Source organism: Pantoea sp. App145 (assembly GCF_047947045.1).
GTDB lineage: Bacteria > Pseudomonadota > Gammaproteobacteria > Enterobacterales > Enterobacteriaceae > Pantoea.
Window position 1 is genome coordinate 1537760 of sequence record NZ_CP133290.1, and the last position, 25260, is coordinate 1563019.

Here is a 25260-nt window from a genome sequence, read left to right on the forward strand (position 1 = left end):
ATCGCGCCGCTACGATCAAGTGCCGGATGCCTGTCCCGTCCAAAAACCGCACCGCCCCGTAGCGGCGCGATTTATCGCGCAAGGATTTAATCCAGCGAGTGAATCACCACCCACATCGGGCCTTGCCCTACCGCATAGCGCGCCAGCGGTGTCAGCAGACCACGATCGTCGCTGATTTTGTACACTTCGATATGGTGAGATTTCTGTCCCGCCGCTACCAGGTACTTGCCGCTGTGGTCGATGTTAAAACCACGCGGCTGCGTTTCCGTCGGCTGGAAACCTTCGAGGGTCAGCAGGCCACCGTCTTCACTGACGCTGAACACCGTGATGATGCTGCTGGTACGGTCGCAGGCATACAGGAAACGGCCATCTGGCGTCAGGTGGATATCTGCCGCCCAGCGGGTGCCGGTGAAATCGGCAGGCATCATGTTCAGGCTCTGCACACGTTCAACTTCGCCATGCGCATTGCTCAAGGCCCAGACATCTACGGTGCTGTCCAGCTCGTTCACGCAATAGCTGTAGTTGCCATTCGGGTGAAACGCCATATGACGCGGCCCCGCCCCTTCCACCGTGGTCACCTGCGCTTGCGGACGCGGCGTCAGCGTACCGTCGCTGTTCAGCTGGAACAGGCAGATACGGTCCTGCTTTAGTGCCGGAACAAACAGCGTCTGATTTTTCACATCAATATTGGCAGAGTGGCAACCATCCAGCTCACCAATCACCTGGCTCGGGGCCTGCGGCACACCATCGCTACCAATCGGACTGACGCTGACACAGGCATCGTTGTAGGAACCGCAGAACAGGTAGTTACCGAGACGGTCGGTGGAGATATGTGTCGGGCTGCCCGGCAGTGGGGCTTCACCCGCTTCGCTCAGCGTGCCATCAGCAGCGATGCGGTAGGCCAGCACACGGAAATTCGGACGCACGCCGACATAGAGGAAATCTTTCTTCGGGCTGACCACCATCGGCTGCACCTGACCCGCAACATCCGTCACCTGCAGTAACGTCAGCGCGCCATCTTCCTGTAGCTGCCAGGCATGGATTTGCTGGCTCTCGGGGCTGGCGGTATACACGACTTGTTTCATGCGTTCTCCTTGTTCGGCTTGCTGAAAGGGTATCACTGTAGCGCGTTTCATTTGGACGCGCTGGAATCATTTGTGCCCTGTTTTTTGTCTCAGAGCGGTTGCCCGGTGTAGACTGTTTGCTTTGTAACCCCAGACGGAAAGAGTAATGAGCTACCGCGTAATCGCCCTTGACCTTGACGGCACCCTGCTGACCCCGCGTAAAACTATTCTGCCTGAGTCCCTTGAAGCGCTGGCCCGCGCACAGCAGGCTGGCGTCAAAGTGCTGATCGTCACCGGTCGTCACCATTGTGCCATCCATCCTTTTTATCAGGCGCTGCAACTGGATACACCCGCAATCTGTTGCAACGGCACCTATTTGTATGATTATCAGGCAAAAAAAGTGCTGGCATCCGATCCGCTGGAGAAATCACAGGCGGTACGCGTGATTGAAATGCTCGACCAGCAGGACATTCACGGCCTGCTATATGTCGATGACGCGATGCTTTACCAGCATCCCACCGGCCATGTCACGCGTACGCTTAACTGGGCGGAATCACTGCCACCGCAGCAGCGTCCGACCTTTCTGCACGTACCGAGCCTGGTACAGGCGGCGCATGATGCGCAGTCGATCTGGAAATTCGCTCTGTCCCATCCTGACATGCGCGCATTACAACAATTCGCTGAGCAGACCGAAGCCGAGCTGGGGCTGGCTTGTGAATGGTCGTGGCACGATCAGGTAGATATCGCCCAGCGCGGCAACAGCAAAGGCAAACGCCTCGCGCAGTGGGTGGAGAGCCAGGGTCTGAGCATGAAAGATGTGCTGGCGTTCGGTGATAACTACAACGACCTCAGCATGCTGGAGGAAGTGGGTCTGGGTGTGGCGATGGGCAATGCCGACGACGCGATTAAAGCACGCGCCGGCAAAGTGATTGGCACCAATCTGGAACCCGGCATTGCCGAGGTGATTTACCAGGAAATTCTGTAAAAATCGCGCCGCTACGGGATATGCCTGAATCGCGACGAATCAGGCGGTAATTGAGACGCTTTTAATCTGGGCATACAGCCACTGATCTGGCCGGATGCCCAGCTCATCCCGCGCCCACGGCGAGATGCGCGCCCACAATTCGCTGATGCCGATGCGCAGCTTCACTTCCACCTGATCGTCAATCTCCAGCAACTCCACCACCTGCGCGGGCAGGATATTGCGGATCGAGGTGTTTTGCGGCGGCTGTAATGCCAGTGAGACATCGGCTGACGCAATACGAATGCGCAACACGGTTTTCAGCGGCTGATTAACCCGGCTTACCCAGATATGTTGATCGCCGAGCGACAGTGCGGTCATCGGGTAATCGGGATGCTGCTCCAGCACCTGCACCCGCAGCACGCTGGTGCGTTCGCTCACCGGCAGCCACGGACGCATGGCCGCGCTGCTCCATACCTTCTCCAGCGAACCAAAGGCTTTCACTTTACCGCTATCCAGCACCAGCACGTTATCCGCCAGTTGCAGGATTTCGTCGAGGCTGTGTGACACATATAACAGCGGAATATCCACCTGCTTCGCCAGCTTTTGCAGATAAGGCATCAGCTCACGTTTGCGTGGCAGATCGAGCGAAGCCAGCGGTTCATCCATCAGCAGGATATCCGGTGCGGTCAGCAGTGCACGACCAATCGCCACGCGTTGTTTCTCACCGCCCGACAAAGAAGACGGCGCACGCCGCAGCAGCGGTTCCAGACCGAGCAGCGCCACCAGGCTATCAAACTGCGGCTTCATCGTGGCGGCCATGCCGTATTGCAGATTGCCACGCACGCTGTAATGCGGAAACAGGCGCGCATCCTGAAACACATAACCGATACGACGCTTCTCAGGCGGCAGGTTCAGGCTGGATTCGGCATCAAATAACAGCCGCTCGTTCAGTTTGATGTGCCCGCGTTGTGGCTGCGTTAAACCCCCGATGGCGTTGATCAGCGAGGTTTTACCGGCACCGGACACGCCAAAAATGGCGGTGATGCCTTTGCCTGGAATATCAACGTCCACTTCCAGCTGGTGATTGCCCAGTTGCTGGGAAAAATTAAGTGTCAGCATTAAACCCCCAACCGCTTACGGCCCCAGCGGGCCAGCAGTTCCGAGGCCACCAGCGACAGCAGCGCCAGCAGAATCGCCACCGCACACAGCCGTGCCGCCGCATTTTCCGCCCCGGGCGTTTCAATCAGGGTAAACATCGCGGAGGGAATGGTGCGCGTTTCGCCAGGAATATTGGAGACAAAGGTGATGGTGGCACCAAATTCGCCCAGCGAGCGGGCAAAGGCCAGTACCGTGCCAACGATAATGCCAGGAAACGTCAGGGGTAAGGTGATGGTGAAGAATACGCGCCAGCGCCCCGCACCCAGGGTGCGCGCCGCCTGTTCCAGCCGGGTGTCGACGCCTTCCAGCGCCAGGCGAATCGCCCGCACCATCAGCGGAAACGCGATTACCGCCGCGGCAATGACCGCACCGCGCCAGCTAAAGGCAAAACTGATACCGAACCAGTCATACAACCATTGGCCGATAAAGCCACGGCGTCCGAGGGAAATCAGCAGCAGATAGCCCACTACCACGGGTGGCAGCACCAGTGGCAGATGGATCAGGCTATCCAGCAGGGTTTTGCCTGGAAACTGGCAGCGTGCCAAAATCCAGGCCATCAGGATGCCAAACGGCAGGCTGCACAGCACCGCCACGCAGGAGACTCTCAGGCTGAGAAACACCGCCTGCCATTCAGGATCACTCAGTATCATTTCTTCGGCGTAAATCCATACTGTTTAAACACTGCGGCGGCTTCCGGCCCCTGCAAATATTTGTAGAAGGCCTCAACCGGCGCACGTTGATGTTCTTTGACAATCGCCATCGGATATTCCACCGGTTTGTGGCTATCTTCCGGGAAACGACCGACAACCTGGACTTTATCACTGGCGACCGCATCAGAACCGTAAACAATGCCGTAAGGCGTTTCATTACGTTCGACCAGCGCCAGCGCCGCACGCACGCTATTGCCCGGTGCCAGCACTGGCGCTAAGGTGTCCCATGCGCCCAGTTTCTGTAATGCTTCTTTGGCGTAAATCCCGGCCGGTACATGGTCCGGATCGCCCACCGCCAGACGCTCGCCTTTCAGCAGGCTTTTCCAGTCGGTTTTTTCATTGATGGTGACTTCTTTAGCGCTGTTGCTGCGCGGAGCCACCAGCACCAGATCATTGCCCAGCAGGGTATAGCGCGTGTTGTCGATCACGCTCTTTTTCTGCACCGCATCATCCATCCACTGCTGGTCGGCAGAGATGAACAAATCCGCTGGTGCGCCCTGTTCAATCTGGCGTGCCAGCGTGGAGGAAGAGGCAAAAGATGACACCACTTCAACGCCGGTCTGCTTCTGATATTGCGTGCCAATTTCCTGCAACGCATTGGTCAGTGAAGCCGCAGCAAACACGGTGATTTTCTCTGCGGCCAGTGCCGGTCCGGTCAGTGAGAAAGACAGAACGGCAACGGCACCCCAGCGGTAATGTTTTGATAGCATTTTTATCTCCTTGTTACGTTATATACTGAATACTACAACGCAAGGTTTGATGCTGTCATGAGCTTTATATCGGCAGGATTTGACGGAAGTTAAGGACAAAACGCCCGCGAGATGCGGGCGCTGGAAAATCAATGTGAGCCGTTGGCGGAACGATCGTCGCGACGGCCAAATTTGGAGATGACGTTAAACACTTCGCCGAGGCCGTAAATCAGGCCCAGCATGATAGCCATAACAATCGGCACCATAATCACGGCGACGGCCAGGCTTTTTAGCAGTTCCAGCATGGAAACCTCACGCAGAAAATAAAAAAGTGATTGTAACGTCCTGAGAATAAAGTGCCATGCCCTTTTCGTGCTTTTACTTTAACAGCTGATTAGAATCGACAGACTAACCTAAGGAGCTGACATGCAAGCTGAACTCTCTCTTCATATTCGTCTGCAACAGAAGTTGTTTGCCGATCCGCGTCGTATTGAGCTGCTGAAGCGCATCCAGGAAACCGGCTCCATTAGCCAGGGGGCAAAACTGGCGGGTATCAGTTACAAAAGTGCCTGGGATGCCATCAACGAAATGAACCAACTGGCCGATCAAACGCTGGTAGAACGTGCCACCGGTGGCAAAGGCGGCGGTGGAGCGCAGCTGACACGTTACGGCGAACGCCTAATCCAACTGTTTCAGCTGATGGAGCAGATTCAGCAAAAAGCCTTTGATGTATTGAAGAATGACAGCCTGCCCCTCGATAGCCTGCTGGCGGCGATTGCCCGTTTCTCGTTGCAGACCAGCGCGCGTAACCAGCTTTTTGGTACGGTGCTGACGCGTGATCACCAGCAGGTGGTGCAGCATCTTGATGTGCTGCTGAGCGATGGCGTGACCCGCCTGCAGGTGGCGCTGACCCAGCGCAGCGCCGAGCGTTTGCAGCTGGAAAACGGCAAAGAAGTGCTGGTGCTGATCAAAGCGCCGTGGATTCAGGTCAGCCGTGCTGCCAGCCAGAGTGATAATCAGCTGGCTGTGCAAATCACCGCCATCGAACCCGGCGATCAGGTGAGCGAAGTGCTGATGGCATTGCCGGGGGGAGAAATTCTGTGCGCTACCGTCCCCAACAGCGAAGTGGCACAGCAGAATCTACAGGCTGGCGATAACGTCACCGCCAGTTTTAATGCGGAACACGCCATCATCGCCACACTGCTCTGAAATCCTGGCCATGATTTGACTTCATTGGCAGCGGTCGCTACAACTGAGTGACACGATGCATAAAATGGAATAAATCATGGCTTCATTGCAAATTTCGCAAGGCACGTTTCGTCTTAGCGACACCCGAGTGCTGTCCCTCAACGATTTAACCCTTAACAGCGGTGAAAGCTGGGCCTTTGTCGGTGCCAACGGCAGCGGCAAGTCATCGCTGGCACGCGCGTTATCAGGCGAACTGCCCGCGGGCAAAGGCAGCGTCAGTCATAACTTTCAGCGTCCGACGCGTTTATCACTGGAGCAATTGCAAAAGCTGGTGACCGAAGAGTGGGAACGCAATAACACCGATCTGCTCTCTGAAGGCGAAGATGACACCGGTCGCACCGCCGCGCAGATCATTCAGGATGAAGTGAAGGACGAAGCACGCTGCGAGGCGCTGGCGCAGCAGTTTGGTATCAGCTATCTGCTCGATCGTCGCTTCAAATATCTTTCCACCGGCGAAACCCGCAAAACGCTGCTGTGTCAGGCACTGATGGCACAGCCGGACCTGCTGATCCTCGATGAACCCTTTGATGGCCTGGATGTCGCGTCCCGTGCCAGCCTGGCACAAACTCTAAGCGATCTGCATCAGCAGGGTTACACCGTGGTGCTGGTGTTGAACCGCTTTGATGATATTCCTGATTTTGTTCAGCAGGTTGGCGTGCTGGCGGAATGCACCCTGACGCACGTCGGCGAGCGCCGCGCGATTCTGGCGGAAGCGCTGGTGGCCCAGCTGGCGCACAGCGAGAAGCTGGAGGGAATGGCGCTGCCGGAGGCCGATGCGCCCGATCAGCTCCCGCCGCTGGCGGATGATGCGCCGCGCGTGATTCTGCGCAACGGCGTGGTGTCCTATAACGACAAACCGGTGATTAACGGCCTGAGCTGGCAGGTTAATCCTGGCGAGCACTGGCAGATTGTCGGACCGAACGGCGCAGGCAAATCCACTCTGCTCAGCCTGGTGACCGGCGATCACCCGCAGGGCTACAGTAACGATTTAACGCTGTTCGGTATCCGGCGCGGCAGCGGGGAAACCATCTGGGACATCAAACAACATATTGGTTATGTCAGCAGCAGCCTGCATCTCGATTATCGCGTCAGCGTGAATGTGCGCACCGTGATTCTGTCGGGTTTCTTCGATTCGATTGGCCTGTATCAGGCGGTGTCCGATCGACAGAAAGCGCTCGCGCGCCAGTGGCTGGCCTTGCTGGGGATGGATAACACCCTGGCCGATGCCCCCTTCCATAGCCTGTCATGGGGCCAGCAGCGGCTGGTGCTGATCGCACGCGCGCTGGTCAAACATCCCGCGTTGCTGATCCTTGATGAGCCATTGCAGGGGCTGGATCCGATCAACCGCCTGCTGGTACGCCGTTTTGTTGATGTGTTGATTGGTGAGGGGCGGACGCAATTGCTGTTTGTTTCGCACCATGCTGAGGATGCACCGCAGTGCATCACCCATCGTTTGAGTTTTGTGGCGCAGGAAGGCGGCGGCTACGGATATCAGCAGGAATCATTACGTTAACAAACTCGCGCGATAAATCGCGCCGCTACGCCTGGTGCGATCATAAGTAGCGGCGCGATTTATCGCGCACACCCCTCTTGTGTAATCGCTACCACTGTATTGCCCATATATTCAGCAAACTCTGCGATTAAACCCACAAAATGAGAATCGTCACCTTGTGTAAACGATACCATTTATCCAGACTGGATCACGCTTTCAGTCTGGCCTTTGTGCTACTTTGATCGAAGTCATTTTTATCTGTTTGTTTTTTACCAGGATCACACATGGAAAAATTTAACCCGGTCGATCATCCGCATCGCCGTTATAACCCGCTAAGCGATCAGTGGGTATTGGTCTCGCCACATCGTGCTAAACGCCCGTGGCAAGGCGCACAGGAAACACCGGCACTGGAAAAGCTGCCCGCACACGATCCCGATTGCTTCCTCTGCGCCGGTAACACCCGTATCACCGGTGATAAAAACCCTGATTATAAAAGCACCTACGTCTTTACTAATGACTTTGCCGCCCTGATGACCGACACGCCGGACGCCCCCGAGAGCGACGACGTTCTGATGCGCTGCGAAAGCGCACGCGGCACCAGCCGGGTGATCTGCTTCTCGCCGGATCACAGCAAAACCCTGCCGGAGCTGCCGCTCAGCGCGCTGGAAGATATCGTCCGTACCTGGCAGGAACAAACCGCCGACCTCGGCCAGCACTACCCGTGGGTGCAGGTATTCGAAAACAAAGGCGCGGCGATGGGCTGCTCCAACCCCCATCCACATGGACAGATTTGGGCCAACAGCTTTTTACCCAACGAAGCACAGCGCGAAGATGCGCATCAGCGTCGTTACTTTGCCGAAAAAGGTACACCGATGCTGGTGGATTACGCCGCGCGTGAACTGAAAGATGGCAGCCGCACGGTGGTAGAAACCGATCACTGGCTGGCAGTAGTGCCCTGGTGGGCAGCATGGCCGTTTGAAACCCTGCTGCTGCCCAAAGCGCATATCAAACGCATCACCGATCTTTCGGACGCCCAGCGTAAAGATCTGGCGCTGGCGATCAAACTGCTGACCAGCCGTTACGACAACCTGTTCCAGTGCTCCTTCCCCTACTCGATGGGCTGGCACGGCGCACCTTTTAATGGTGAAGCTAACGAACACTGGCAGCTGCATGCTCACTTCTATCCGCCGCTGCTGCGTTCAGCAACGGTACGCAAATTTATGGTTGGCTATGAAATGCTGGCCGAAACCCAACGTGATTTAACGGCAGAACAGGCGGCAGAACGCCTGCGTTCTGTCAGCGATGTCCATTTCCGCGAGGCGCAATAAATGTCATTAAAATCCATTACACAACAGACCTTCGTTGAGACATTTGGTTATCAGCCGAGCCACAGCATCCAGGCTCCGGGCCGCGTAAACCTGATTGGTGAACACACCGACTATAATGACGGTTTCGTACTGCCCTGCGCCATTGATTATCAAACCGTGATTGCCTGCGCCAAACGTGATGACCGCGAGGTGCGCGTGGTCGCGGTGGATTACGACAATCAACAAGACAGCTTCTCGCTGGATGCGCCGATTGAACCGGTAACCGAGCCGATGTGGGCCAACTATGTGCGTGGCGTGGTGAAACATCTGCAAAAACGTGATGCCAGCTTTGGCGGTGTGGATATGGTGATCAGCGGTAACGTCCCGCAGGGTGCAGGCCTGAGCTCATCGGCATCGCTGGAAGTGGCGGTCGGCACCGTCTTCCAGCAACTGTGGCAACTGCCGCTCGACGGTGCTGCCATTGCGGTGAACGGCCAGGAAGCAGAAAACCAGTTCGTCGGCTGTAACTGCGGCATCATGGATCAGCTGATTTCCGCGCTTGGTAAACAGGATCACGCCATGCTGCTGGATTGCCGCACCCTTGGCACCCGCGCAGTGTCGATGCCTGCCGATGTGGCGGTGGTGATCATCAACTCCAACTTCCGCCGCACGCTGGTGGGCAGCGAATACAACACCCGTCGCGAGCAGTGTGAAACCGGTGCACGCTTCTTCAACAAACCGGCACTGCGCGATGTCACGCTGGAAGAATTCTCCGCCGCAGCAAGCCAGCTCGATCCGCTGGTCGCCAAACGCGTACGTCATGTGATCACGGAAAACGCCCGCACGCTGGAAGCCGCCGATGCACTCAGCGCGGGCGATCTGACCCGTATGGGTGAGCTGATGGCCGCATCGCACGCCTCGATGCGTGATGATTTCGAAATCACCGTGCCGCCGATTGATCAATTGGTCGAGATCGTCAAAGCTGAGATCGGTACGCGCGGTGGTGCGCGTATGACCGGTGGCGGTTTTGGTGGCTGCATCGTGGCGCTGATGCCAACCGATCTGGTGGATCAGGTGAAGGCCGCAGTGGCCGAACAATACGAAGCCAAAACCGGTATCAAAGAAACCTTTTACGTGTGCAAAGCTTCTGAAGGAGCGGGCCAATGGTAAATGATGTGCAATCACATGCACCGGACGGACAACCGTGGCGGATTACCGTCTTACGCAATCGCAACGGCATGGTAGTGACCTTTATGGATTGGGGAGCCACCTGGCTCTCGGCGCGTGTGCCGATGCAGGATGGCAGCGTGCGCGAAGCGCTGCTTGGTTGCGCTACGCCGTCCGATTATCTGCATCAGGACGCCTATCTTGGGGCGACGGTGGGCCGCTATGCCAACCGTATTGCCAACGCCACGCTGCAACCGCTGAAGCTGGCGCTGGTCGCCAATCAGGGTAAACATCAGCTGCACGGCGGACCGGAAGGATTTGATAAGCGCCGCTGGCAAATTCTCAGCCAGAGCGAAACTGAAGTGCATTATCGTATCGATTCGCCTGACGGCGATCAGGGTTTCCCCGGCAATCTGATTGCTGATCTGCGCTATCACCTCGATGACGACAATTGTCTGTCGATCCACTACGAGGCCCGCACCGATAAGCCCTGCCCGGTTAACCTGACCAATCATGCTTACTTCAACCTTGACGCGCATCATGGCGATGCACGCCAGCATCGCTTACAACTGCTGGCGGACCGTTATCTGCCGGTCGACAGTGAAGGCATCCCCAATGCGCCGCTTAAAGCGGTGGAGGGAACCAGCTTCGATTTTCGCCAGCCGAAAACCGTTGCCGATGACTTCCTCGCCGATGACGATCAGAAAGCGGTAAAAGGTTATGACCATGCGTTTCTGCTGAATACCACAGGTGACAGCAGCCAGCCCGCAGCCCGACTGTGGTCGGCTGACGGCAAACTGGAGCTGAGCGTATTTACCGCAGCCCCGGCGCTGCAGTTCTACTCCGGCAACTATCTGGACGGAACACGCGCCCGCGAGCAGGGAAGCTATACTGCTTTCCAGGGCATCGCCTTAGAGAGTGAATTTTTACCGGATTCGCCCAACCATACTGAGTGGCCACAGCCAGATTGCTGGCTGCAACCTGGCGACAGCTGGCAGTCTGTGACGCGTTACCGCCTCACCCCGCACTGATCAGCAGGCTGAAAAACGCGCACTGCGTCGTGGACAGGCTTACGCAGTGCGATGTTTTCCGCTATGGTATGGCGCTATTAGTGAGCCGCTCAATCAGGTGGCCGCCGCCGGTTTCTATAATCATCAAGCATTAAGGAGTTAAGCTATGGCCGTAACTAAGCTGGTTCTGGTGCGCCACGGCGAAAGCCAGTGGAATCAGGAAAACCGCTTCACCGGATGGTACGATGTGGATCTGTCCGATAAGGGTCGCACCGAAGCCAAAGCAGCCGGTCAGCTGCTGAAGAAAGAAGGTTTCGTATTCGATTTTGCCTACACTTCCGTGCTGAAACGTGCCATCCACACCCTGTGGAATGTACTGGATGAGCTGGATCAAGCCTGGCTGCCGGTAGAAAAATGCTGGCGTCTGAACGAGCGTCACTACGGTGCACTGCAGGGTCTGGACAAAGCTGAAACCGCGGCGAAATACGGTGACGATCAGGTGAAACAGTGGCGTCGTGGTTTTGCCGTGACTCCGCCGGAACTGGATCGCAGCGATGAGCGTTTCCCGGGCCACGACCCGCGTTATGCGTCACTGACTGATGCCCAGCTGCCGACCACCGAAAGCCTGGCGCTGACCATCGAGCGTGTTATTCCTTACTGGAACGACAGCATTCTGCCGCGCATCAAGAGCGGTGAGAAAGTGATTATCGCTGCGCACGGTAACTCCCTGCGTGCGCTGGTAAAATACCTCGACAATCTGAGCGAAGATGAAATCCTCGAACTGAACATCCCGACTGGCGTTCCGCTGGTGTATGAGTTCGACGAAAACTTCAAGCCGATCAAACGTTATTATCTGGGTGACGCTGATGAGATTGCTGCGAAAGCCGCAGCCGTCGCGAACCAGGGTAAAGCGAAATAAAAATTAAGGCCAGACGCAAGTCTGGCCTTTCATTTTGTGTAGCGGCGCGATTTATCGCGCAGATTTTACAACAGCGCGATAAATCAACCGCGGCGCTGTTTAACCGCCTGCGCCAACTGGCGCAACACTTTATCTGTATCTTCCCAACCAATGCAGGCATCCGTCACGCTTTTGCCGTACACCAGCGGTTCACCGCTCTCCAGACTCTGATTACCTTCCACCAGGTTACTCTCCAGCATCACACCGGTAATCCCCTGCTCGCCACCCGCAATCTGCTGCGCAACATCTTCCGCAACCACCATCTGGCGCTGGAATTGTTTGCTGCTGTTGGCGTGGCTGAAGTCGATCATCACCTGCGGCGTCAGGCCCGCTTTTTCCAGCCCGGTTTTTACCGCAGCCACGTGATGAGCGCTGTAGTTCGGCTCTTTACCGCCACGCAGGATGATATGGCAATCTTCATTACCGCTGGTTTCGACAATCGCCGAATGGCCATATTTGGTGACTGACAGGAAACAATGCGGCGCGCTGGCAGCGTTGATAGCGTCAATCGCCACTTTGATGGTGCCATCAGTGCCGTTTTTGAAGCCGACCGGGCAGGACAGACCGGAAGACAACTCACGGTGCACCTGTGATTCAGTAGTACGCGCACCAATTGCGCCCCAGCTCATCAGATCAGCCACGTATTGCGGGGTGATCATATCGAGGAACTCACCAGCAGCGGGCAGGCCGGTGTCATTAATATCCACCAGCAGTTTACGCGCCAGACGCAGGCCATCGTTGATCTGGAAGCTGCCGTCCATGTAAGGATCGTTAATCAGCCCTTTCCAGCCCACCGTGGTACGCGGCTTCTCAAAATAGACGCGCATCACCACTTCCAGCTCGCCGTTCAGCTCATCGCGCAGCTGCAGTAAACGTTCTGCATACTCTTTTGCCGCAGTGGTGTCGTGGATCGAACAGGGTCCGATGATCACCAGCAGGCGATCGTCTGCACCATGCAGAATACGGTGGATAGCCTGACGGGCTTTAGCAACGGTTTGTGCCGCATTATCGGTCGCAGGAAATTTCTCAAGCAGCGCAACAGGAGGCAATAACTCTTTGATTTCTCGAATACGTAAATCGTCGTTCTGGTAATTCATGCTTATTCCATTCAATTTCTGGCCCGGCGCGCGCCGGACGCAACCCGTCCAATGTAGCCCGTCAGGCAACAGCTGTAAATTGCCCATGCGGGGAAAGGGTATAAGCGAAATTTGCATTTATGCGGTTTTGCACTAGACTTTTAATAGTAAGCACTACGAAATTGATCACCTTCATTATTTATATTCAGACGACACATCTTAGATGGAATTATATTCCGTCAGGGTGCTTTGTTTTCGTCAAACCGCACCATCGGGTTTAAGACGGCGACTGTCATAAACTACAGGAGCAAAATGATGAATAAGTTTGCAATGATCTTTCTGACAGCAGCAATGACTCTGGGCAGTGGCGCTGCAATGGCGGCGGCTGACAATAACGGCACCACCAATCAGGCGGCTGATGCCGGTGCGGCTGCCGGTGGCGCAAAACAGAATCTGCCGCCCAATAAAGTCGATAACAGCAAAATTAATAACACTGATAGCAACACCAATAGCGCAGCCACTTCAGGTGGGAGCAGCAGTAATATGTCTGCCAGCGAAGTGAATAAAAATAGTCAGTGTAAAGACGGGAAATGTCCGGACATAAATAAGAAAGTCAAAACCAAAACCGGTAGTGATGACGTCAATAGCAAAACTGACGGCACCAGCCAGTAAATGACTTTTTATCAGGCCGTCATCCTGCCGGATGACGGCATTGCCGTTAGTCTACCCTTCCCTGCCATGCTGCGGCTTCACGATTCAGACCAAACACCTGCCAGTCAACATGCTGTGCGCCGAGGGTGAATACCGCCGTCGCCAGGGTGTTTTCTTCGTCCGGGTCCTGCGGCGAGAGCCGATAGATCGGCAGCTCAGCATCATGCTGATCGGATAAAATCGCCCGCGCGGCAACCGAATCCAGCTGCGGCTGGCTGGCCTGCCAGGCGATCAACCGGCTCTGGCGAGAAGCGGAGCTGGCGGTGATCACCTGCTGCACATCGGCCATCACCGGATGAATCAAATGATTGGCGTGGCCCATGACCGACGTCAGTGGTACCACTGAACAACCTGAACCAGTGGCTTCAACGCTAAACACCCGGCTATCGCCCATCTGACCCAGCGTATGGTGAAAAGCACCCGCGCGCGTATGGGTGGTTAACACCAGCACGGCCTCATCCAGCGTGCTGGCATTGAGCGCCGCACGGGCCAGTACCTGGCGCGGTAAACCCTGCGGGCGATGCTGCGCCCGGATGTTATTTACCGTGTTAACGATCCCCTTTTCATTAACCGCAAAGGTATGGCCGGGAATGGAACCGGGATACGCGAAGCTGGTAAAACCCAGCCCTTCATCCGGCGTGACGCTCACCAGCGCACAATCATCACGCAACTGAGGGAAACCATCCTCGTTATGGGCGATAAGCACCTCACCGGTTGGGGCACAACCCGCCACCGTGGTGCAACCATCCGAGGTGGAGCGGACTAAATCGCCACGGCAGTTCCAGGCAAAGACTTCATCGATGGAGGCTGCCAGCCCCTGCGCCATGCCCTGTAATTCCTGCCAAATCAGCGGATATTGCGCGATCACCATCGCGCGCATCGCCTGCAACTGTTCAGAGCCCTGCATGGCGACCACGGTTTGCCACAGCCGGGTTTGCGTCAGCTCCTGATGCCAGGCATCACGGCCAAACTCACCCAACTGCTGGCCGATGGCAAAGGCGGAACCCCTGATTGCGATTTTTTTCATGGTGTTATCATTCACTTGTGTTCAGGAAACGTGCTGCAAAAACTCTTTCAGGCGCGGATTGCGGCTGGCATTCAGCAGGATATCAGGTGGACCATCTTCAGCAATGGTACCGCCATCAATAAAAATCAGTCTCGATGCCACATCACGGGCAAAACCGATCTCATGGGTCACGATCACCATCGTCATCCCTTCGTCTGCCAGCGAGCGCATTACCTTCAATACTTCATGACGCAGCTCCGGATCGAGTGCCGAGGTCGGTTCATCAAACAACATCATTTTTGGCTTTACCGCCAGCGCGCGGGCAATGGCAACACGCTGCTGCTGGCCGCCCGATAATTCCGAGGGATAATGATCCGCACGCTCACGCAGACCCACTCGATCCAGCAGCGCCAGCGCCTGTTCACGCGCCGCCGCTTTGCTCTGCTTACGCACGCGAATCGGGCCGAACATCACATTCTCCAGCGCCGTCAGGTGTGGAAACAGATGAAACTGCTGAAACACCATTCCCGCCTCGCGCCGGATATCGCATTCATTGGCGTGTGGGTCGGTGACATGCATGCCCGCTACCAGCAGGGTGCCGGATGAAATCTCTTCCAGTTTATTGATACAGCGCAGCAGCGTCGATTTCCCCGATCCCGACGGACCGATAATCACCACCACTTCGCCGGCTTCAATTTTTAAATTGATATCGTGCAGCACCTGGGTCGCACCGAAATGCTTCGACACCGCATTGAATTCAACCATGCTCATAAAATATGGATCCTTTTCTCCAGTTGCTTCAGCAGGAAGCTCAGGCACAGCGTCACCAGCAGATAAATCAGTGCTACGGCGGTCCACACTTCCAGCGCACGGAAGTTTCCGGCAATAATTTCCTGCCCCTGACGCGTTAACTCAGCCACACCAATCACAATAAACAGTGACGTGTCTTTAATGCTGATGATCCATTGGTTACCCAATGCCGGAATCATGCGACGCAGCGCCAGCGGCATAATGACGAACCACAGCGTGCTGCGCTGCGATAACCCCATCGCCAGGCTTGCTTCTTTAAAACCTTTATTAATCGATAAAATGGCACCTCGGGTGATTTCCGCAATATAAGCGCCGGAGTTGATAATAATGGTAACAATCGCAGCAGTCACCGGATCAATACGAATCGGTAGCACCATCGGCAGTGCAAAGTAAATAAACATTACCTGCACCATTATCGGTGTACCGCGAATAAGTTCGACGAAAATTAGCGATATCGTCTTCGATACCCGGCCACCGAGTGCACGACAGGTGCCGGCCAGCAGACCAATAACAAATCCACCTAACAAACCCGTCAGCGAGATGATGAGCGTCAGCTGTAACCCCTGCAATAATAACGGCAGGGATTCCCATATATATTTTGTTTCGAAATTCATATATCGACCAGATTGTCTCAATTCAGGCCGGCTGACACCGGCCCAATGGGATTATTTAGGTTGCTTGTCAAACCACTTCACGTAGATCTTGTTATAGGTGCCATCGGTGCGCAATGCCTGCAACGCAGCATTGACTTTCGGCGTCCAGCTGCTGTTTTTCTGCATCGCAAAACCATACTGCTGCGGCAGGCTGCTATCGTTTTCACCAACAGATTTTACTTTGCCATCCCCGGCGGTTTTTACGTAGTACAGCACGTTGGGAGAGTCGTGTACCACGGCATCCAGATTACCCGCCTGCAAATCGAGATAGGCATTGTCGATATTCGGGAACTCTACGTAATCGGCTTTATATTTGCTTTTCATAAAGCTGGCCGCCGCAGTGCCTTGTTTCAGCCCCACTTTTTTACCGGCCAGATCGCTGAATTTGGTGATGCTGTTATCACCGCTTTTTACCGCGATTAACAGGTCAGCGTTGTAATAACCTTCGCTGAAATCAACCACCTGTTTTCTGGCATCGGTGATGGTGATACCCGCCATCGCCACATCCAGATTGCGTGATTGCAGACCCGGAATTAATCCGCTGAAATCCATCGGACGTAATTCGTAGCTGACATGCATTTTCTGCGCAATGGCATTCCATAAGTCGATATCAAAACCGACATATTTATCGCCTTGTTTGAATTCAAAAGGAACAAATGCGGTATCAACACCCACCACTAATTTATCCTGAGCCATCGCAGCAAAACTCGCGGAACAGGCAACCAGTGCCAGTGTGACTTTTAATTTAGTAAAAAATGCAGACATAATAACCCTCGGCGTCAGTGAAAATGCAGGCAGTAGCCTTCGCGCAGCGCAATAAATCATTGCGCCACCATTTAAAGTCAATGTTATTCAGCACGGGGAATAAGAGCACAACACATGCGTTATCTGCCGGCTCTTATTTTCGAGTGAACCACTTATGCGGGGATAATAAAATCCCGGGTGTCGGGTACCGGCGTCTGTGCACCGTTCATAATCATGGAAAGAAAACTGTAATAACCGTTAATACCGATCAGATCGACCACACCTTTTTCGCCCCACAGAGCGATGGCCTGTTGCCAGGTGTCGTCCTGTACCTTTTTCTGCTGATGCAATTGCTGGCAGAAGTGATAGACCACCCACTCATCAGCCTGCAAATCATCAGGCAGACGTTGTTCATTAATCGCCTGCACCGCGCGGGCGGAAATCCCCTTGTCACGGGCGATAGAGGCATGAATGGCCCACTCTACCGGCTGCGACCAGTGGCGCGCGGTGAGCAGAATCGCCAGTTCCGACAGACGCTGACCCAGCGCGCTGCGATAGCGCAGATATTCACCCATCCGCTGTGCATGAGCCATCAACTCCGGGCTACGCAGCAGCGGTTCAAACGGTGGCAGCAATGCGCCGCGTGGTCCGTTGATGATCTCTTCGGCCAGCTGGCGTTGTTCATCGCTCCATTGATGCTCGGCGAGCGGAGGTAAACGATTCATGACTAACGCCCCGCCAGCTTGCGCGTTTCTGTGCTAATCACCTGCTGTAACGTCTCCACCACAAAATCCAGTTGCGGACGGGTGATGATAAACGGCGGTGCGATCAGGATATGGTCGCCATATTGCCCATCGAGGGTGCCGCCCATCGGATAGACCATCAGGCCACGTTCCATGCATTGCGCTTTAATCGCGGCATGTAACTTCAGTGCCGGATCGAACGGGGTTTTGCTGCCCTTGTCCTGCACCAGTTCCACACCGGCGAACAAACCGCGCCCACGGGTGTCACCCACGTGTGGCAGCTCTCCCAGCACCTCGCGCAGTGCCTGGTGCAGATACGCCCCCTGCTGCTGCACCTGCTCCAGCAGGTTATCGCGCTCAATGATTTGCTGCACTGCCAGTGCGGCGGCCGCGGCCGTGGCATGGCAGATATAAGTATGCCCGTGCTGGAACAGGCCGCTTCCCGCCTGTAACGCCGCGACAATCTTTTCACTCGCCAGCACCGCACCAATCGGCTGATAACCCCCACCTAAGCCTTTGGCGATGGTGACGATATCCGGTACCACACCATCCTGTTCAAAGGCATGCAGGGTGCCGGTGCGTCCCATGCCACACATCACTTCATCGGCGATATACAGGATGCCGTATTTGTCACACAGGCGGCGTACACCCTGGAAGTAGCCCGGCGTCGGCGGGGTAGCTCCGGTAGTGGCACCCACCACGGTTTCCGCGCAAAAGCCGATGATTTTCTCCGGCCCGGTTGTCAGAATCGCCTCTTCCAGTTCATTCAGCAGACGCTGGGTATATTGCTGTTGGCTTTCGTCATCACGACGATCGCGGTACTCGTTACAGGCTGAGACACGCACCACATCCATCAGCAAAGGGGCAAACTGACGGCGACGCCATTCATTGCCGCCGACAGCCAGCGCACCAAGCGTATTGCCGTGATAACTCTGCTTACGGGCAATAAAAGTGGTGCGCTCCGGCTGACCGATCTCAACAAAATACTGGCGTGCCAGTTTCAGTGCGGTTTCGACCGCCTCAGAACCACCGGAGACAAAATAGGCATAGTTCAGGTCACCGGGCGCAGTGCGCGTCAGTTGCTCAGCAAGCTGCTCAACGGTTTCGCTGGTGAAAAAGCTGGTATGGGCATAGGCCAGTTGATCAATCTGACGATGCATCGCTGCCAGTACTTCAGGATGGCTATGCCCGAGGCAGGAAACAGCCGCGCCGCCACAGGCATCAAGATAACGCTTACCACTGACATCCGTGATGTAAGCCCCCTGGGCGCTCACCGCCACGGCTGGCGTGGTACGAAGGCTGCGGTGAATGATCTGACTCATGCTCTTTTCCTGCTCCTGAAAACGCTTGCGCGATAGATTGGAAGCATCTTGCATGATCCATTTGAATCACGTCAATGCAAATATGATTCAAATGCATTGTATTTTCTTATGATGGAAACAAATGGATCATTGCTCAGGATTTACCGGGGATCACGTAGGCACCAGAATCGATCAGATAACGTTCCGCGTTCTCGATTTTGCTGACCGCTTCACGCCCATGTCGCGCCACCAGCATCGCCAGCAGACACTCCGCCAGCCCCATACCGGAAACCACGGAAGGGAAGAATGACGGGCTATCAATGGAAAACAATAAGGTACAATCCGCCGCCTGCGCCAGCGGTGACACCGGAGAGTCGGTGATGGCGATGATGCGTGAGCCAGCCTCGGTAGCCGCGTTTAACACATCCAGCGATTCGCGCGAATAAGGGGCGAAGCTGGTCAGCAGCACACAATCTTTTTCGGTCAGCTCACGGGTAAAGACTTCGATATTGCTCGCCAGTCCGTCGATCAATGACACCTGGCGATTGAAAAGCCGGTAAACATAAAACAGCGACCAGGCGATGGGGAAGCTGGCGCGAAAACCACAGATATAGACGTTTTCCGCCTCATCCAGCAGGGTCACGGCCTGCTGCATCGCCTGCTGATTTTCTGTCTGAGTGAAAGCCAGATTAGCCTGATGCGCCAGAAACACCTCTTCGTACAGCGCAGGCTGCGTCCCTTTAGCGATCAGTTTTTCCGCTTTGGATACATATGTATCATTACGTAAGCCAAGATCGTCAATCATGGCGTTTTTCAATTCACCCCAGCCGTTAAAACCCAGGCGCTGGGCCAGGCGCAGCAGCGTGGCAGGCTTCACGCCGCCTTCTGCGGCAAAGGCACGCATCGACAGCACCACCAGTTTATTGGCATGTTGCAGTGAAAACTCGGCGGCACGCTGTAACTCCGGCGAGAGCAGGCTGAACTGGCTGACAATATTTTCCCGAAGATTCATGGCGTTTCGTCGTTATTAATAAAGGGACACCGCACGATGTTAACACTCATACGGCAGGGAAAGGATGAGATAATGAACACCTTCCCCCTTTTCCGTTATGCTGAAGCAATGAAAAAGACAGGATATGGTTATGGCTGCGCTGCTGCTTATTGATGATCACCCGTTAGTTGAGGTCGCGCTGGAAGCGGCCTGCGCTAAATCCCCGATTCCTTTACAGCTGTTCGCTGCCAGCGATGAAGCCGGAGCGCGTCAGTTGCTGCAACAGCAGGTGATTGATCTCGTCATTCTCGACATTGGCCTGCCGGATAGCGATGGTCTGGAGCTGCTGCGTCGCCTGCGGATTCACCATCCGCAGCGCCCGGTGTTGATCTACTCGGCAGAGCAGAGTCGTCATACCTTATTACGCGCCGCTTCGCTCGGTGCCGCCGGTTATGTGGTGAAAAGCCAGAGCATGGCGCAATTACTGAGTGCCATCCTCGCGGTGCTGGGTGGACAACAGGCTTTTCCCGCCCTGCCCGAGCGCATTGATTTGCCGCTGACGGAGAAAGAGCAGCAAATTGTGGCCCTGCTGGCGCGTGGCCTGTCCAATTTGCAGATTGCCGAGCAGTTGCATATCAGCAACAAAACCGTGAGCACCCATAAAAAGAACATTCTGGAGAAAACCGGGGTGCAATCGGTGATTGAACTGGCCGAGCTGTGGAAAGCGCAGCAGTGAGGCGTTGGCTCCTGTTGCTGACATTATTGTGCAGCACGCTGGCACAGGCGGATTTACAACCGGCCAGCAGCGTGATGCTGCCCGCGATGATGCCAGCGCCACACAGCAGTCCCTGGCCCACCTCGCCGCTGCGCGTGGCAGTACCGGCACAAAACAGCGCCCCCTGGGCGATGCGCATCGGTGACCAAATCTGGGGTATCGACGCAGATTATCTCAGCGCACTCAGCCAGCTCACCGGTAACCACTTCGTGCTGGAAAGCTATCCCGACCTTAGCCAGCAACTGGCCGCATTGGCGCGTGGCGAGGTGGATCTGGTGCTGAGCACCGAACATGCAGCGCTGTCGCCCGCTATCGGGCTGAGCGACAGCTGGTATAGCAGTCCGGTGCGTATTTATCGCAACCGGGACAATCAGCGTGCCGTGATGTTCAACAGTCACAATGCGCAGCTTACCGTGGCGCAATCCACGCTGGACCAGTTGCCGGACAATTTTGTCCGCGCCCACCGCTGGCATAGCCTGCCGGGGGATCTCCAGGCGCTGTACGCGCTGTTCAATCAGCAAAGTGATTACCTGGTGGCCGACGAGGCCAGCGCCGGGTTTCTGCTCAGCCAGCTGCAACAGGGGCAGATTTACCAAATCACCGCTGATCCTGGTGCCGGAGACATTACTTTGCGGGCGATGGCGCGTGATCCGGCGTTGATCCAGTGGCTGAATCAACAGCTGCGCCTGCTGCCTGCCGAATTCAGTAACCGGGTGAGACAGCGCTGGAGCCCTCCTCTGCTGCGCTATCAGGACACGCAAACCCTGATGCTATCCCCCGCCGAGCAGCAGTGGCTGGCACAGCATCGGGAAATCCCCTACGCCGCCGAAGCCGATAACGCGCCCTGGAGTTATCGTGACGCCAGCGGCAATGCGCGTGGTTTTGCCATCGATTTACTCAATGCCCTCAGCCAGAGCACCGGGCTGCGTTTCACCCCGCGCTGGGTCGCTAATCCGCAACAAGCCGCAACCCTGCTGCAACAGCAACAGGTGATGCTGAGCGTGCTGCCACCGCTGGACGGAGCCACCACGCTGCCGGTGTGGCGTGCCATCTGGGGCATTTATACCCTCACTGCGCATCAGCCGATGAACTGGCAGGGACTACAGGGACAGCGAGTGGGAATACTGCGCGCCGACCTGGCACAGCGTATGCTGCCCGCCGGGGTCACGCCGCAGATTTTTGACGATCGTGGCCAGCTGTGGCAGGCGCTGAACAGCGGCCAGATCGATGCACTGGTGGATAATGTGCTGTCGGCCCGCTGGCGCATCGCCAGTCACTATGGCGATCGTATCCATCTGGCGTTTGCCGCCAGTGATATTGCCTGGCCGCTGGCCCCGGAGATCAGTACACAGCAACCGGTGCTGCGCGCGTTACTCGACCGGGCGCTGCAACAAATTCCCCCGGAAACCCTGAGCCAGATGCGCGATAACTGGTCGATGCCACCGCAGCCCGGCACCACCATGACGATGCGCAATGTGCCGCTGCTGGTGCTGATCGCCGCAGGCATCGCCATTCTGGTGCTGCTGATACTACTGGTGCGTCGTTATCTGCAACAGCGACGTGAACGGCTGCAACGTGAACAGGCCGAACGCGCCAATGCGGCGAAAAGCCAGTTTCTGGCCACCGCCAGCCATGAGCTGCGCACGCCGATGCAAGCGATCCTCGGCCTGCTGGAGCTGGAACAGGAGCTGCATCCCAGCCCGCGGCTGGAGCTGATGCACAGCAGCGCACGTTCGCTGATGGCGCTGCTGAATGATTTGCAGGATCACGCCCGCATCGAAAGCCACAGCTTCCGCCTGTCGCCCCGCCCCATCGATCTGGCGCACTGGTTGCAGCAGCAACAGCAGTTTTATCATCCCCTGATGCGTGATGCTGGCCCACAGCTGGTGGTGGAAGCGCTGACCACCCTGCCTGCGGCGGTGCTGCTGGATGGCGATCGTCTGCAACAGGTGGTGAATAATCTGGTAGCGAATGCGCTGAAGTTTACCCGTGCCGGGGATATACGCCTGACGCTGGCGGTGAGTAATGACATCGTGCTGATGGTTGCCGACTGTGGCAGCGGTATTCCATTGGAAGAACAAGCGCAGCTGTTCGAACCCTGGTATCAGGCTCCCTCGGGGAAAACTCATGCGGTGCAGGGCAGCGGTCTCGGTTTATTTATTTGCCGCGAGATCGTGCAGCGGATGGGCGGCACGCTAACGCTGACCTCCGCACCCGGCGTGGGTACGACTGTTCAGGTGACATTGCCTCTGCAATTAGCCGATGGCGAGCCAGAAGCCACCGCCAGCAGCTGGCCGCATTATCCACAGCTGCGTGTGGCCATCGTTGACGACCATCCCACCAATTTACTGGTAATGCAGCAGCAGCTGGCGACATTTGCCATCCATGCGGAGGTGTTTGATAACGGACGTGCGCTGCTGCGCGCTGATGCCAGGCAACCATTTGACGTGCTGTTTATCGACCAGATGATGCCACGTCCCGATGGCCTCACTCTGCTGCGCATCCTGCGCCGCCGCCAGCGTCAGCGTGGCAGCGCCGCATTACGTATTCTTTGTTCCGCTGATGCGCAACTGGCAAAGCAGCCACTACAACCCGATGAAGCTTTGCTGATTAAACCCATCACTCTGGCGGCTATCGCCCCCCTGCTGGCGCGTACGACGCACGACCCGTTAAGCCATGTGCCAGATAGCCTGCGCGTCCTGGCTCAGCATAACGAAAGCTTTATTCCGCGCATCTGCCAGACGTTACAGCGCACCCTGATGCAGGATCGTGATGCCCTGTTGGCGGCGCACGAGGGGCAGAACTGGCCAGAACTGGCGCGGGCTGCTCATCGCATGAAAGGCAGCTGGCTGTTGCTGGGTATCGATGATATCGCCACCCATTGCCAGCAACTGACGGATGCGGCAAAACAGCAACGGCTGGAACCTGAATCGTTCGATTTACTGATATCATTAACCAACAGGTTACTGAAACAACTGGAAAGTTATGGCACACACCCATTCTCACAGCGGGCCTGACGGCAACCGTACGCGACTGGCGGCGGCGTTTGGTATTACCGCCCTTTTTATGCTGGTGGAAGCCATCGGAGGCTGGATCTCCGGCTCGCTGGCACTGCTCGCTGATGCGGGCCATATGCTCACTGATACCGCCGCGCTGCTGATGGCATTGCTGGCTGTGCAATTCTCTGCGCGTAAACCCAATGCCCGTCATACTTTTGGTTTGCTGCGGCTGACGACCCTCGCCGCCTTTGTTAACGCTATCGCCCTGCTGGTGATTACCGTGCTGATCGTCTGGGAGGCGCTGCGGCGCTTTTACCAGCCACAGCCGGTGGCGGGTGGTCTGATGCTGGCGATTGGCGTTGCCGGGCTGCTGGCGAATCTGCTCTCCTTCTGGCTGCTGCATCATGGCAGCGAAGAAAAGAATCTCAACGTACGTGCCGCCGCCCTGCATGTGCTGGGCGATCTGCTGGGTTCGGTGGGGGCGATTGTCGCTGCGCTGATCATCATGTGGACCGGCTGGACGCCGATCGATCCGATTCTGTCGTTACTGGTGTCGCTGCTGGTGGTGCGCAGCGCCTGGTCACTGCTGCGTGAAAGCCTGCATGAGTTGCTGGAAGGCGCACCGGGTAATATCAATGTAGATAAGCTGAAGCGCGATCTGACGTTGAATATCGCGGAAGTGCGCAATGTTCATCATGTGCATCTGTGGCAGGTGGGCGAGAAACCGGTGCTGACGCTGCATGTGCAGGTGATCCCGCCTTACGATCATGATGCGCTATTACTGCGCATTCATCGTTACCTGCATACGCATTATCAAATCGCTCATGCCACGGTACAGATGGAATACCAGCCCTGTACCGGGCCGGATTGTGAACTGTGCTTTGATAATGGCAACGACCAGCACAATCATCATCATGAGGCGCTGGAAGGCCACGTACATCGTCATTAAGAAGAAAGCGCGCGCGAGCCATGTTCGCGTGCGCTTTGTATCCACAACCGCGAGCCGTTCAGGGCAATCAACGTCAGGATGACGTATTCCAGTGACATGGCATACACTCCCTGGCGGGCAAAAATCATCACGCTTATCACGTTAATTACCACCCACAGCAGCCAGTTCTCCACGTATTTGCGCGTCATCAGAATCATCGCCACGATCGACAGCACCATCATGCAGGAATCCCAGAACGGGAAGGCATCCGGCTGCAATTGCGGCATCACCACATGCAGGACCATGCCCTGCATCATGCTCACTGCGATATGGGTGAGGAAGGCAAATACCGGGTCGATATACAGCGTCATCAGGCCGATACCCAGCACACAGACGGCTCCCCAGCCCAGCGCTTTCGGCAGCGGCAGCCAGCGAATTTTCAACTCAGCTTCCTGGGCAGCATTTTGCCGACTCCACGCATACCAGCCATAGACATTGGCGACAAAGAAAAACAGCTGCAACAGCAGGCTGGCATACAGCTGGATCTGGAAGAAAATCACCGCGAACAGGGTAACGTTAATCAGGCCGAAGAAGTAATTGATGATTTTTTCCAGGCTGGCCAGCCAGATGCACAGCAGGCCAGCCACGGTGCCGACCGCTTCGATCCAGGAGAGATCGTAGCCGCCGACACCAAGAGGAATATGAACAAGAATGTTTTGTGTGCTAAAGAAATCCATAACGGGCACCTGTCTGAAA

The 25260-nt window shown here is 56.0% G+C and carries 25 protein-coding genes; 11 read left to right on the plus strand and 14 right to left on the minus strand.

The annotated features are described in order from the left end of the window. Positions 1 to 86: 86 nt before the first annotated feature. Positions 87 to 1085, minus strand: coding sequence for a 6-phosphogluconolactonase (gene pgl / locus RCF31_RS07000; protein ID WP_416412929.1), 999 nt, complete (start codon positions 1083 to 1085; stop codon positions 87 to 89). A 145-nt stretch (positions 1086 to 1230) separates the two neighbouring features. Between pgl and RCF31_RS07005 the strand changes: the two genes are divergently transcribed. After that, the gene (locus tag RCF31_RS07005; protein WP_416412930.1) at positions 1231 to 2049 is read left to right on the plus strand and encodes a pyridoxal phosphatase; all 819 of its coding nucleotides are present in this window, start codon (positions 1231 to 1233) and stop codon (positions 2047 to 2049) included. A 39-nt stretch (positions 2050 to 2088) separates the two neighbouring features. On the opposite strand, the gene modC is transcribed toward RCF31_RS07005, so the two are convergent. From modC to RCF31_RS07025, 4 genes are all read right to left on the minus strand, one after another. Further along, positions 2089 to 3147, minus strand: a complete 1059-nt coding sequence (modC, locus tag RCF31_RS07010) for a molybdenum ABC transporter ATP-binding protein ModC (protein ID WP_313682482.1) — start codon at positions 3145 to 3147, stop codon at positions 2089 to 2091. After that, positions 3147 to 3836, minus strand: a complete 690-nt coding sequence (modB, locus tag RCF31_RS07015; protein ID WP_084873558.1) for a molybdate ABC transporter permease subunit — start codon at positions 3834 to 3836, stop codon at positions 3147 to 3149. Before modB ends, modC begins: the two co-directional genes overlap by 1 nt. After that, positions 3833 to 4606, minus strand: a complete 774-nt coding sequence (gene modA / locus RCF31_RS07020; RefSeq protein ID WP_084873557.1) for a molybdate ABC transporter substrate-binding protein — start codon at positions 4604 to 4606, stop codon at positions 3833 to 3835. The genes modB and modA overlap by 4 nt, the downstream gene beginning before the upstream one ends. 128 nt (positions 4607 to 4734) lie before the next feature. Then, complete coding sequence (locus tag RCF31_RS07025; protein ID WP_299454641.1) at positions 4735 to 4890, minus strand: AcrZ family multidrug efflux pump-associated protein; 156 nt, start codon at positions 4888 to 4890, stop codon at positions 4735 to 4737. Positions 4891 to 5011: 121 nt separating this feature from the next. Between RCF31_RS07025 and modE the strand changes: the two genes are divergently transcribed. The 6 genes from modE (at position 5012) to gpmA (ending at position 11728) form a co-directional block, all read left to right on the plus strand. After that, entirely contained in the window at positions 5012 to 5794 is a 783-nt protein-coding gene (gene modE, locus RCF31_RS07030; RefSeq protein WP_313682476.1) for a molybdenum-dependent transcriptional regulator, read from the plus strand. 76 nt (positions 5795 to 5870) lie between these two features. After that, on the plus strand, positions 5871 to 7346 hold the full coding sequence (modF, locus tag RCF31_RS07035; protein ID WP_416412931.1) for a molybdate ABC transporter ATP-binding protein ModF: 1476 nt from the start codon (positions 5871 to 5873) through the stop codon (positions 7344 to 7346). A gap of 263 nt (positions 7347 to 7609) precedes the next feature. Beyond that, positions 7610 to 8653 (plus strand): galactose-1-phosphate uridylyltransferase, encoded by a 1044-nt coding sequence (gene galT, locus RCF31_RS07040; RefSeq protein WP_416412932.1) that lies wholly within the window; start codon positions 7610 to 7612, stop codon positions 8651 to 8653. Continuing rightward, complete coding sequence (galK, locus tag RCF31_RS07045) at positions 8654 to 9802, plus strand: galactokinase (protein WP_416412933.1); 1149 nt, start codon at positions 8654 to 8656, stop codon at positions 9800 to 9802. Next, positions 9796 to 10830, plus strand: a complete 1035-nt coding sequence (galM, locus tag RCF31_RS07050) for a galactose-1-epimerase (RefSeq protein ID WP_416412934.1) — start codon at positions 9796 to 9798, stop codon at positions 10828 to 10830. The genes galK and galM overlap by 7 nt, the downstream gene beginning before the upstream one ends. A 145-nt stretch (positions 10831 to 10975) precedes the next feature. Then, complete coding sequence (gpmA, locus tag RCF31_RS07055; RefSeq protein ID WP_084873550.1) at positions 10976 to 11728, plus strand: 2,3-diphosphoglycerate-dependent phosphoglycerate mutase; 753 nt, start codon at positions 10976 to 10978, stop codon at positions 11726 to 11728. 83 nt (positions 11729 to 11811) lie between these two features. Here gpmA and aroG read toward each other — a convergent pair whose 3' ends face one another. Then, on the minus strand, positions 11812 to 12864 hold the full coding sequence (gene aroG, locus RCF31_RS07060) for a 3-deoxy-7-phosphoheptulonate synthase AroG (RefSeq protein ID WP_416412935.1): 1053 nt from the start codon (positions 12862 to 12864) through the stop codon (positions 11812 to 11814). Positions 12865 to 13155: 291 nt separating this feature from the next. Between aroG and RCF31_RS07065 the strand changes: the two genes are divergently transcribed. Then, positions 13156 to 13515 (plus strand): YbgS-like family protein, encoded by a 360-nt coding sequence (locus RCF31_RS07065; protein WP_299454661.1) that lies wholly within the window; start codon positions 13156 to 13158, stop codon positions 13513 to 13515. Positions 13516 to 13561: 46 nt separating this feature from the next. Here the strand turns inward: RCF31_RS07065 and RCF31_RS07070 are convergent, their stop codons facing one another. The 7 genes from RCF31_RS07070 to RCF31_RS07100 all read right to left on the minus strand — a co-directional run bounded on the left by RCF31_RS07070 (position 13562) and on the right by RCF31_RS07100 (position 19823). After that, positions 13562 to 14581 (minus strand): C45 family autoproteolytic acyltransferase/hydolase, encoded by a 1020-nt coding sequence (locus RCF31_RS07070; RefSeq protein ID WP_416412936.1) that lies wholly within the window; start codon positions 14579 to 14581, stop codon positions 13562 to 13564. A 21-nt stretch (positions 14582 to 14602) separates the two neighbouring features. Beyond that, positions 14603 to 15325 (minus strand): glutamine ABC transporter ATP-binding protein GlnQ, encoded by a 723-nt coding sequence (gene glnQ / locus RCF31_RS07075; RefSeq protein ID WP_416413229.1) that lies wholly within the window; start codon positions 15323 to 15325, stop codon positions 14603 to 14605. Positions 15326 to 15327: 2 nt separating this feature from the next. Beyond that, positions 15328 to 15984 (minus strand): glutamine ABC transporter permease GlnP, encoded by a 657-nt coding sequence (gene glnP / locus RCF31_RS07080; protein ID WP_299454664.1) that lies wholly within the window; start codon positions 15982 to 15984, stop codon positions 15328 to 15330. Between the two features lie 51 nt (positions 15985 to 16035). Then, complete coding sequence (gene glnH, locus RCF31_RS07085) at positions 16036 to 16788, minus strand: glutamine ABC transporter substrate-binding protein GlnH (protein ID WP_299454667.1); 753 nt, start codon at positions 16786 to 16788, stop codon at positions 16036 to 16038. Between the two features lie 152 nt (positions 16789 to 16940). After that, positions 16941 to 17492: a carboxymuconolactone decarboxylase family protein gene (locus RCF31_RS07090; protein ID WP_313689814.1), complete on the minus strand. Its 552-nt coding sequence runs from the start codon at positions 17490 to 17492 to the stop codon at positions 16941 to 16943. Between the two features lie 2 nt (positions 17493 to 17494). After that, positions 17495 to 18832: an aspartate aminotransferase family protein gene (locus tag RCF31_RS07095; RefSeq protein ID WP_416412937.1), complete on the minus strand. Its 1338-nt coding sequence runs from the start codon at positions 18830 to 18832 to the stop codon at positions 17495 to 17497. 133 nt (positions 18833 to 18965) lie between these two features. Continuing rightward, positions 18966 to 19823: a MurR/RpiR family transcriptional regulator gene (locus tag RCF31_RS07100; protein WP_299454674.1), complete on the minus strand. Its 858-nt coding sequence runs from the start codon at positions 19821 to 19823 to the stop codon at positions 18966 to 18968. 130 nt (positions 19824 to 19953) lie between these two features. On the opposite strand from RCF31_RS07100, the gene RCF31_RS07105 reads away from it, so the two are divergent. The 3 genes from RCF31_RS07105 to zitB are packed head-to-tail and all read left to right on the plus strand — an operon-like array spanning position 19954 to position 24525. Next, positions 19954 to 20538 (plus strand): response regulator transcription factor, encoded by a 585-nt coding sequence (locus RCF31_RS07105; RefSeq protein ID WP_299454676.1) that lies wholly within the window; start codon positions 19954 to 19956, stop codon positions 20536 to 20538. Beyond that, positions 20535 to 23594: an ATP-binding protein gene (locus RCF31_RS07110; protein WP_416412938.1), complete on the plus strand. Its 3060-nt coding sequence runs from the start codon at positions 20535 to 20537 to the stop codon at positions 23592 to 23594. The genes RCF31_RS07105 and RCF31_RS07110 overlap by 4 nt, the downstream gene beginning before the upstream one ends. Continuing rightward, entirely contained in the window at positions 23563 to 24525 is a 963-nt protein-coding gene (gene zitB, locus RCF31_RS07115; protein ID WP_416412939.1) for a CDF family zinc transporter ZitB, read from the plus strand. Before RCF31_RS07110 ends, zitB begins: the two co-directional genes overlap by 32 nt. Here the strand turns inward: zitB and pnuC are convergent. Next, positions 24522 to 25241, minus strand: a complete 720-nt coding sequence (pnuC, locus tag RCF31_RS07120) for a nicotinamide riboside transporter PnuC (RefSeq protein WP_416412940.1) — start codon at positions 25239 to 25241, stop codon at positions 24522 to 24524. The genes zitB and pnuC overlap by 4 nt on opposite strands. Positions 25242 to 25260 lie beyond the last annotated feature (19 nt).

What these genes read in the sequence shown, in the direction of transcription:
- modE (WP_313682476.1), top strand. Translation starts at nt 5,012, where the DNA reads ATGCAAGCTGAACTCTCTCTTCATATTCGTCTGCAACAGAAGTTGTTT.
- modB (WP_084873558.1), bottom strand. Translation starts at nt 3,836, where the DNA reads ATGATACTGAGTGATCCTGAATGGCAGGCGGTGTTTCTCAGCCTGAGA.
- pnuC (WP_416412940.1), bottom strand. Translation starts at nt 25,241, where the DNA reads ATGGATTTCTTTAGCACACAAAACATTCTTGTTCATATTCCTCTTGGT.
- RCF31_RS07025 (WP_299454641.1), bottom strand. Translation starts at nt 4,890, where the DNA reads ATGCTGGAACTGCTAAAAAGCCTGGCCGTCGCCGTGATTATGGTGCCG.
- RCF31_RS07105 (WP_299454676.1), top strand. Translation starts at nt 19,954, where the DNA reads ATGGCTGCGCTGCTGCTTATTGATGATCACCCGTTAGTTGAGGTCGCG.
- RCF31_RS07100 (WP_299454674.1), bottom strand. Translation starts at nt 19,823, where the DNA reads ATGAATCTTCGGGAAAATATTGTCAGCCAGTTCAGCCTGCTCTCGCCG.
- RCF31_RS07070 (WP_416412936.1), bottom strand. Translation starts at nt 14,581, where the DNA reads ATGAAAAAAATCGCAATCAGGGGTTCCGCCTTTGCCATCGGCCAGCAG.
- galK (WP_416412933.1), top strand. Translation starts at nt 8,654, where the DNA reads ATGTCATTAAAATCCATTACACAACAGACCTTCGTTGAGACATTTGGT.
- galM (WP_416412934.1), top strand. Translation starts at nt 9,796, where the DNA reads ATGGTAAATGATGTGCAATCACATGCACCGGACGGACAACCGTGGCGG.
- zitB (WP_416412939.1), top strand. Translation starts at nt 23,563, where the DNA reads ATGGCACACACCCATTCTCACAGCGGGCCTGACGGCAACCGTACGCGA.
- aroG (WP_416412935.1), bottom strand. Translation starts at nt 12,864, where the DNA reads ATGAATTACCAGAACGACGATTTACGTATTCGAGAAATCAAAGAGTTA.
- modA (WP_084873557.1), bottom strand. Translation starts at nt 4,606, where the DNA reads ATGCTATCAAAACATTACCGCTGGGGTGCCGTTGCCGTTCTGTCTTTC.
- RCF31_RS07095 (WP_416412937.1), bottom strand. Translation starts at nt 18,832, where the DNA reads ATGAGTCAGATCATTCACCGCAGCCTTCGTACCACGCCAGCCGTGGCG.
- modC (WP_313682482.1), bottom strand. Translation starts at nt 3,147, where the DNA reads ATGCTGACACTTAATTTTTCCCAGCAACTGGGCAATCACCAGCTGGAA.
- glnP (WP_299454664.1), bottom strand. Translation starts at nt 15,984, where the DNA reads ATGAATTTCGAAACAAAATATATATGGGAATCCCTGCCGTTATTATTG.
- RCF31_RS07065 (WP_299454661.1), top strand. Translation starts at nt 13,156, where the DNA reads ATGATGAATAAGTTTGCAATGATCTTTCTGACAGCAGCAATGACTCTG.
- modF (WP_416412931.1), top strand. Translation starts at nt 5,871, where the DNA reads ATGGCTTCATTGCAAATTTCGCAAGGCACGTTTCGTCTTAGCGACACC.
- glnH (WP_299454667.1), bottom strand. Translation starts at nt 16,788, where the DNA reads ATGTCTGCATTTTTTACTAAATTAAAAGTCACACTGGCACTGGTTGCC.
- RCF31_RS07090 (WP_313689814.1), bottom strand. Translation starts at nt 17,492, where the DNA reads ATGAATCGTTTACCTCCGCTCGCCGAGCATCAATGGAGCGATGAACAA.
- glnQ (WP_416413229.1), bottom strand. Translation starts at nt 15,325, where the DNA reads ATGGTTGAATTCAATGCGGTGTCGAAGCATTTCGGTGCGACCCAGGTG.
- galT (WP_416412932.1), top strand. Translation starts at nt 7,610, where the DNA reads ATGGAAAAATTTAACCCGGTCGATCATCCGCATCGCCGTTATAACCCG.
- RCF31_RS07005 (WP_416412930.1), top strand. Translation starts at nt 1,231, where the DNA reads ATGAGCTACCGCGTAATCGCCCTTGACCTTGACGGCACCCTGCTGACC.
- gpmA (WP_084873550.1), top strand. Translation starts at nt 10,976, where the DNA reads ATGGCCGTAACTAAGCTGGTTCTGGTGCGCCACGGCGAAAGCCAGTGG.
- pgl (WP_416412929.1), bottom strand. Translation starts at nt 1,085, where the DNA reads ATGAAACAAGTCGTGTATACCGCCAGCCCCGAGAGCCAGCAAATCCAT.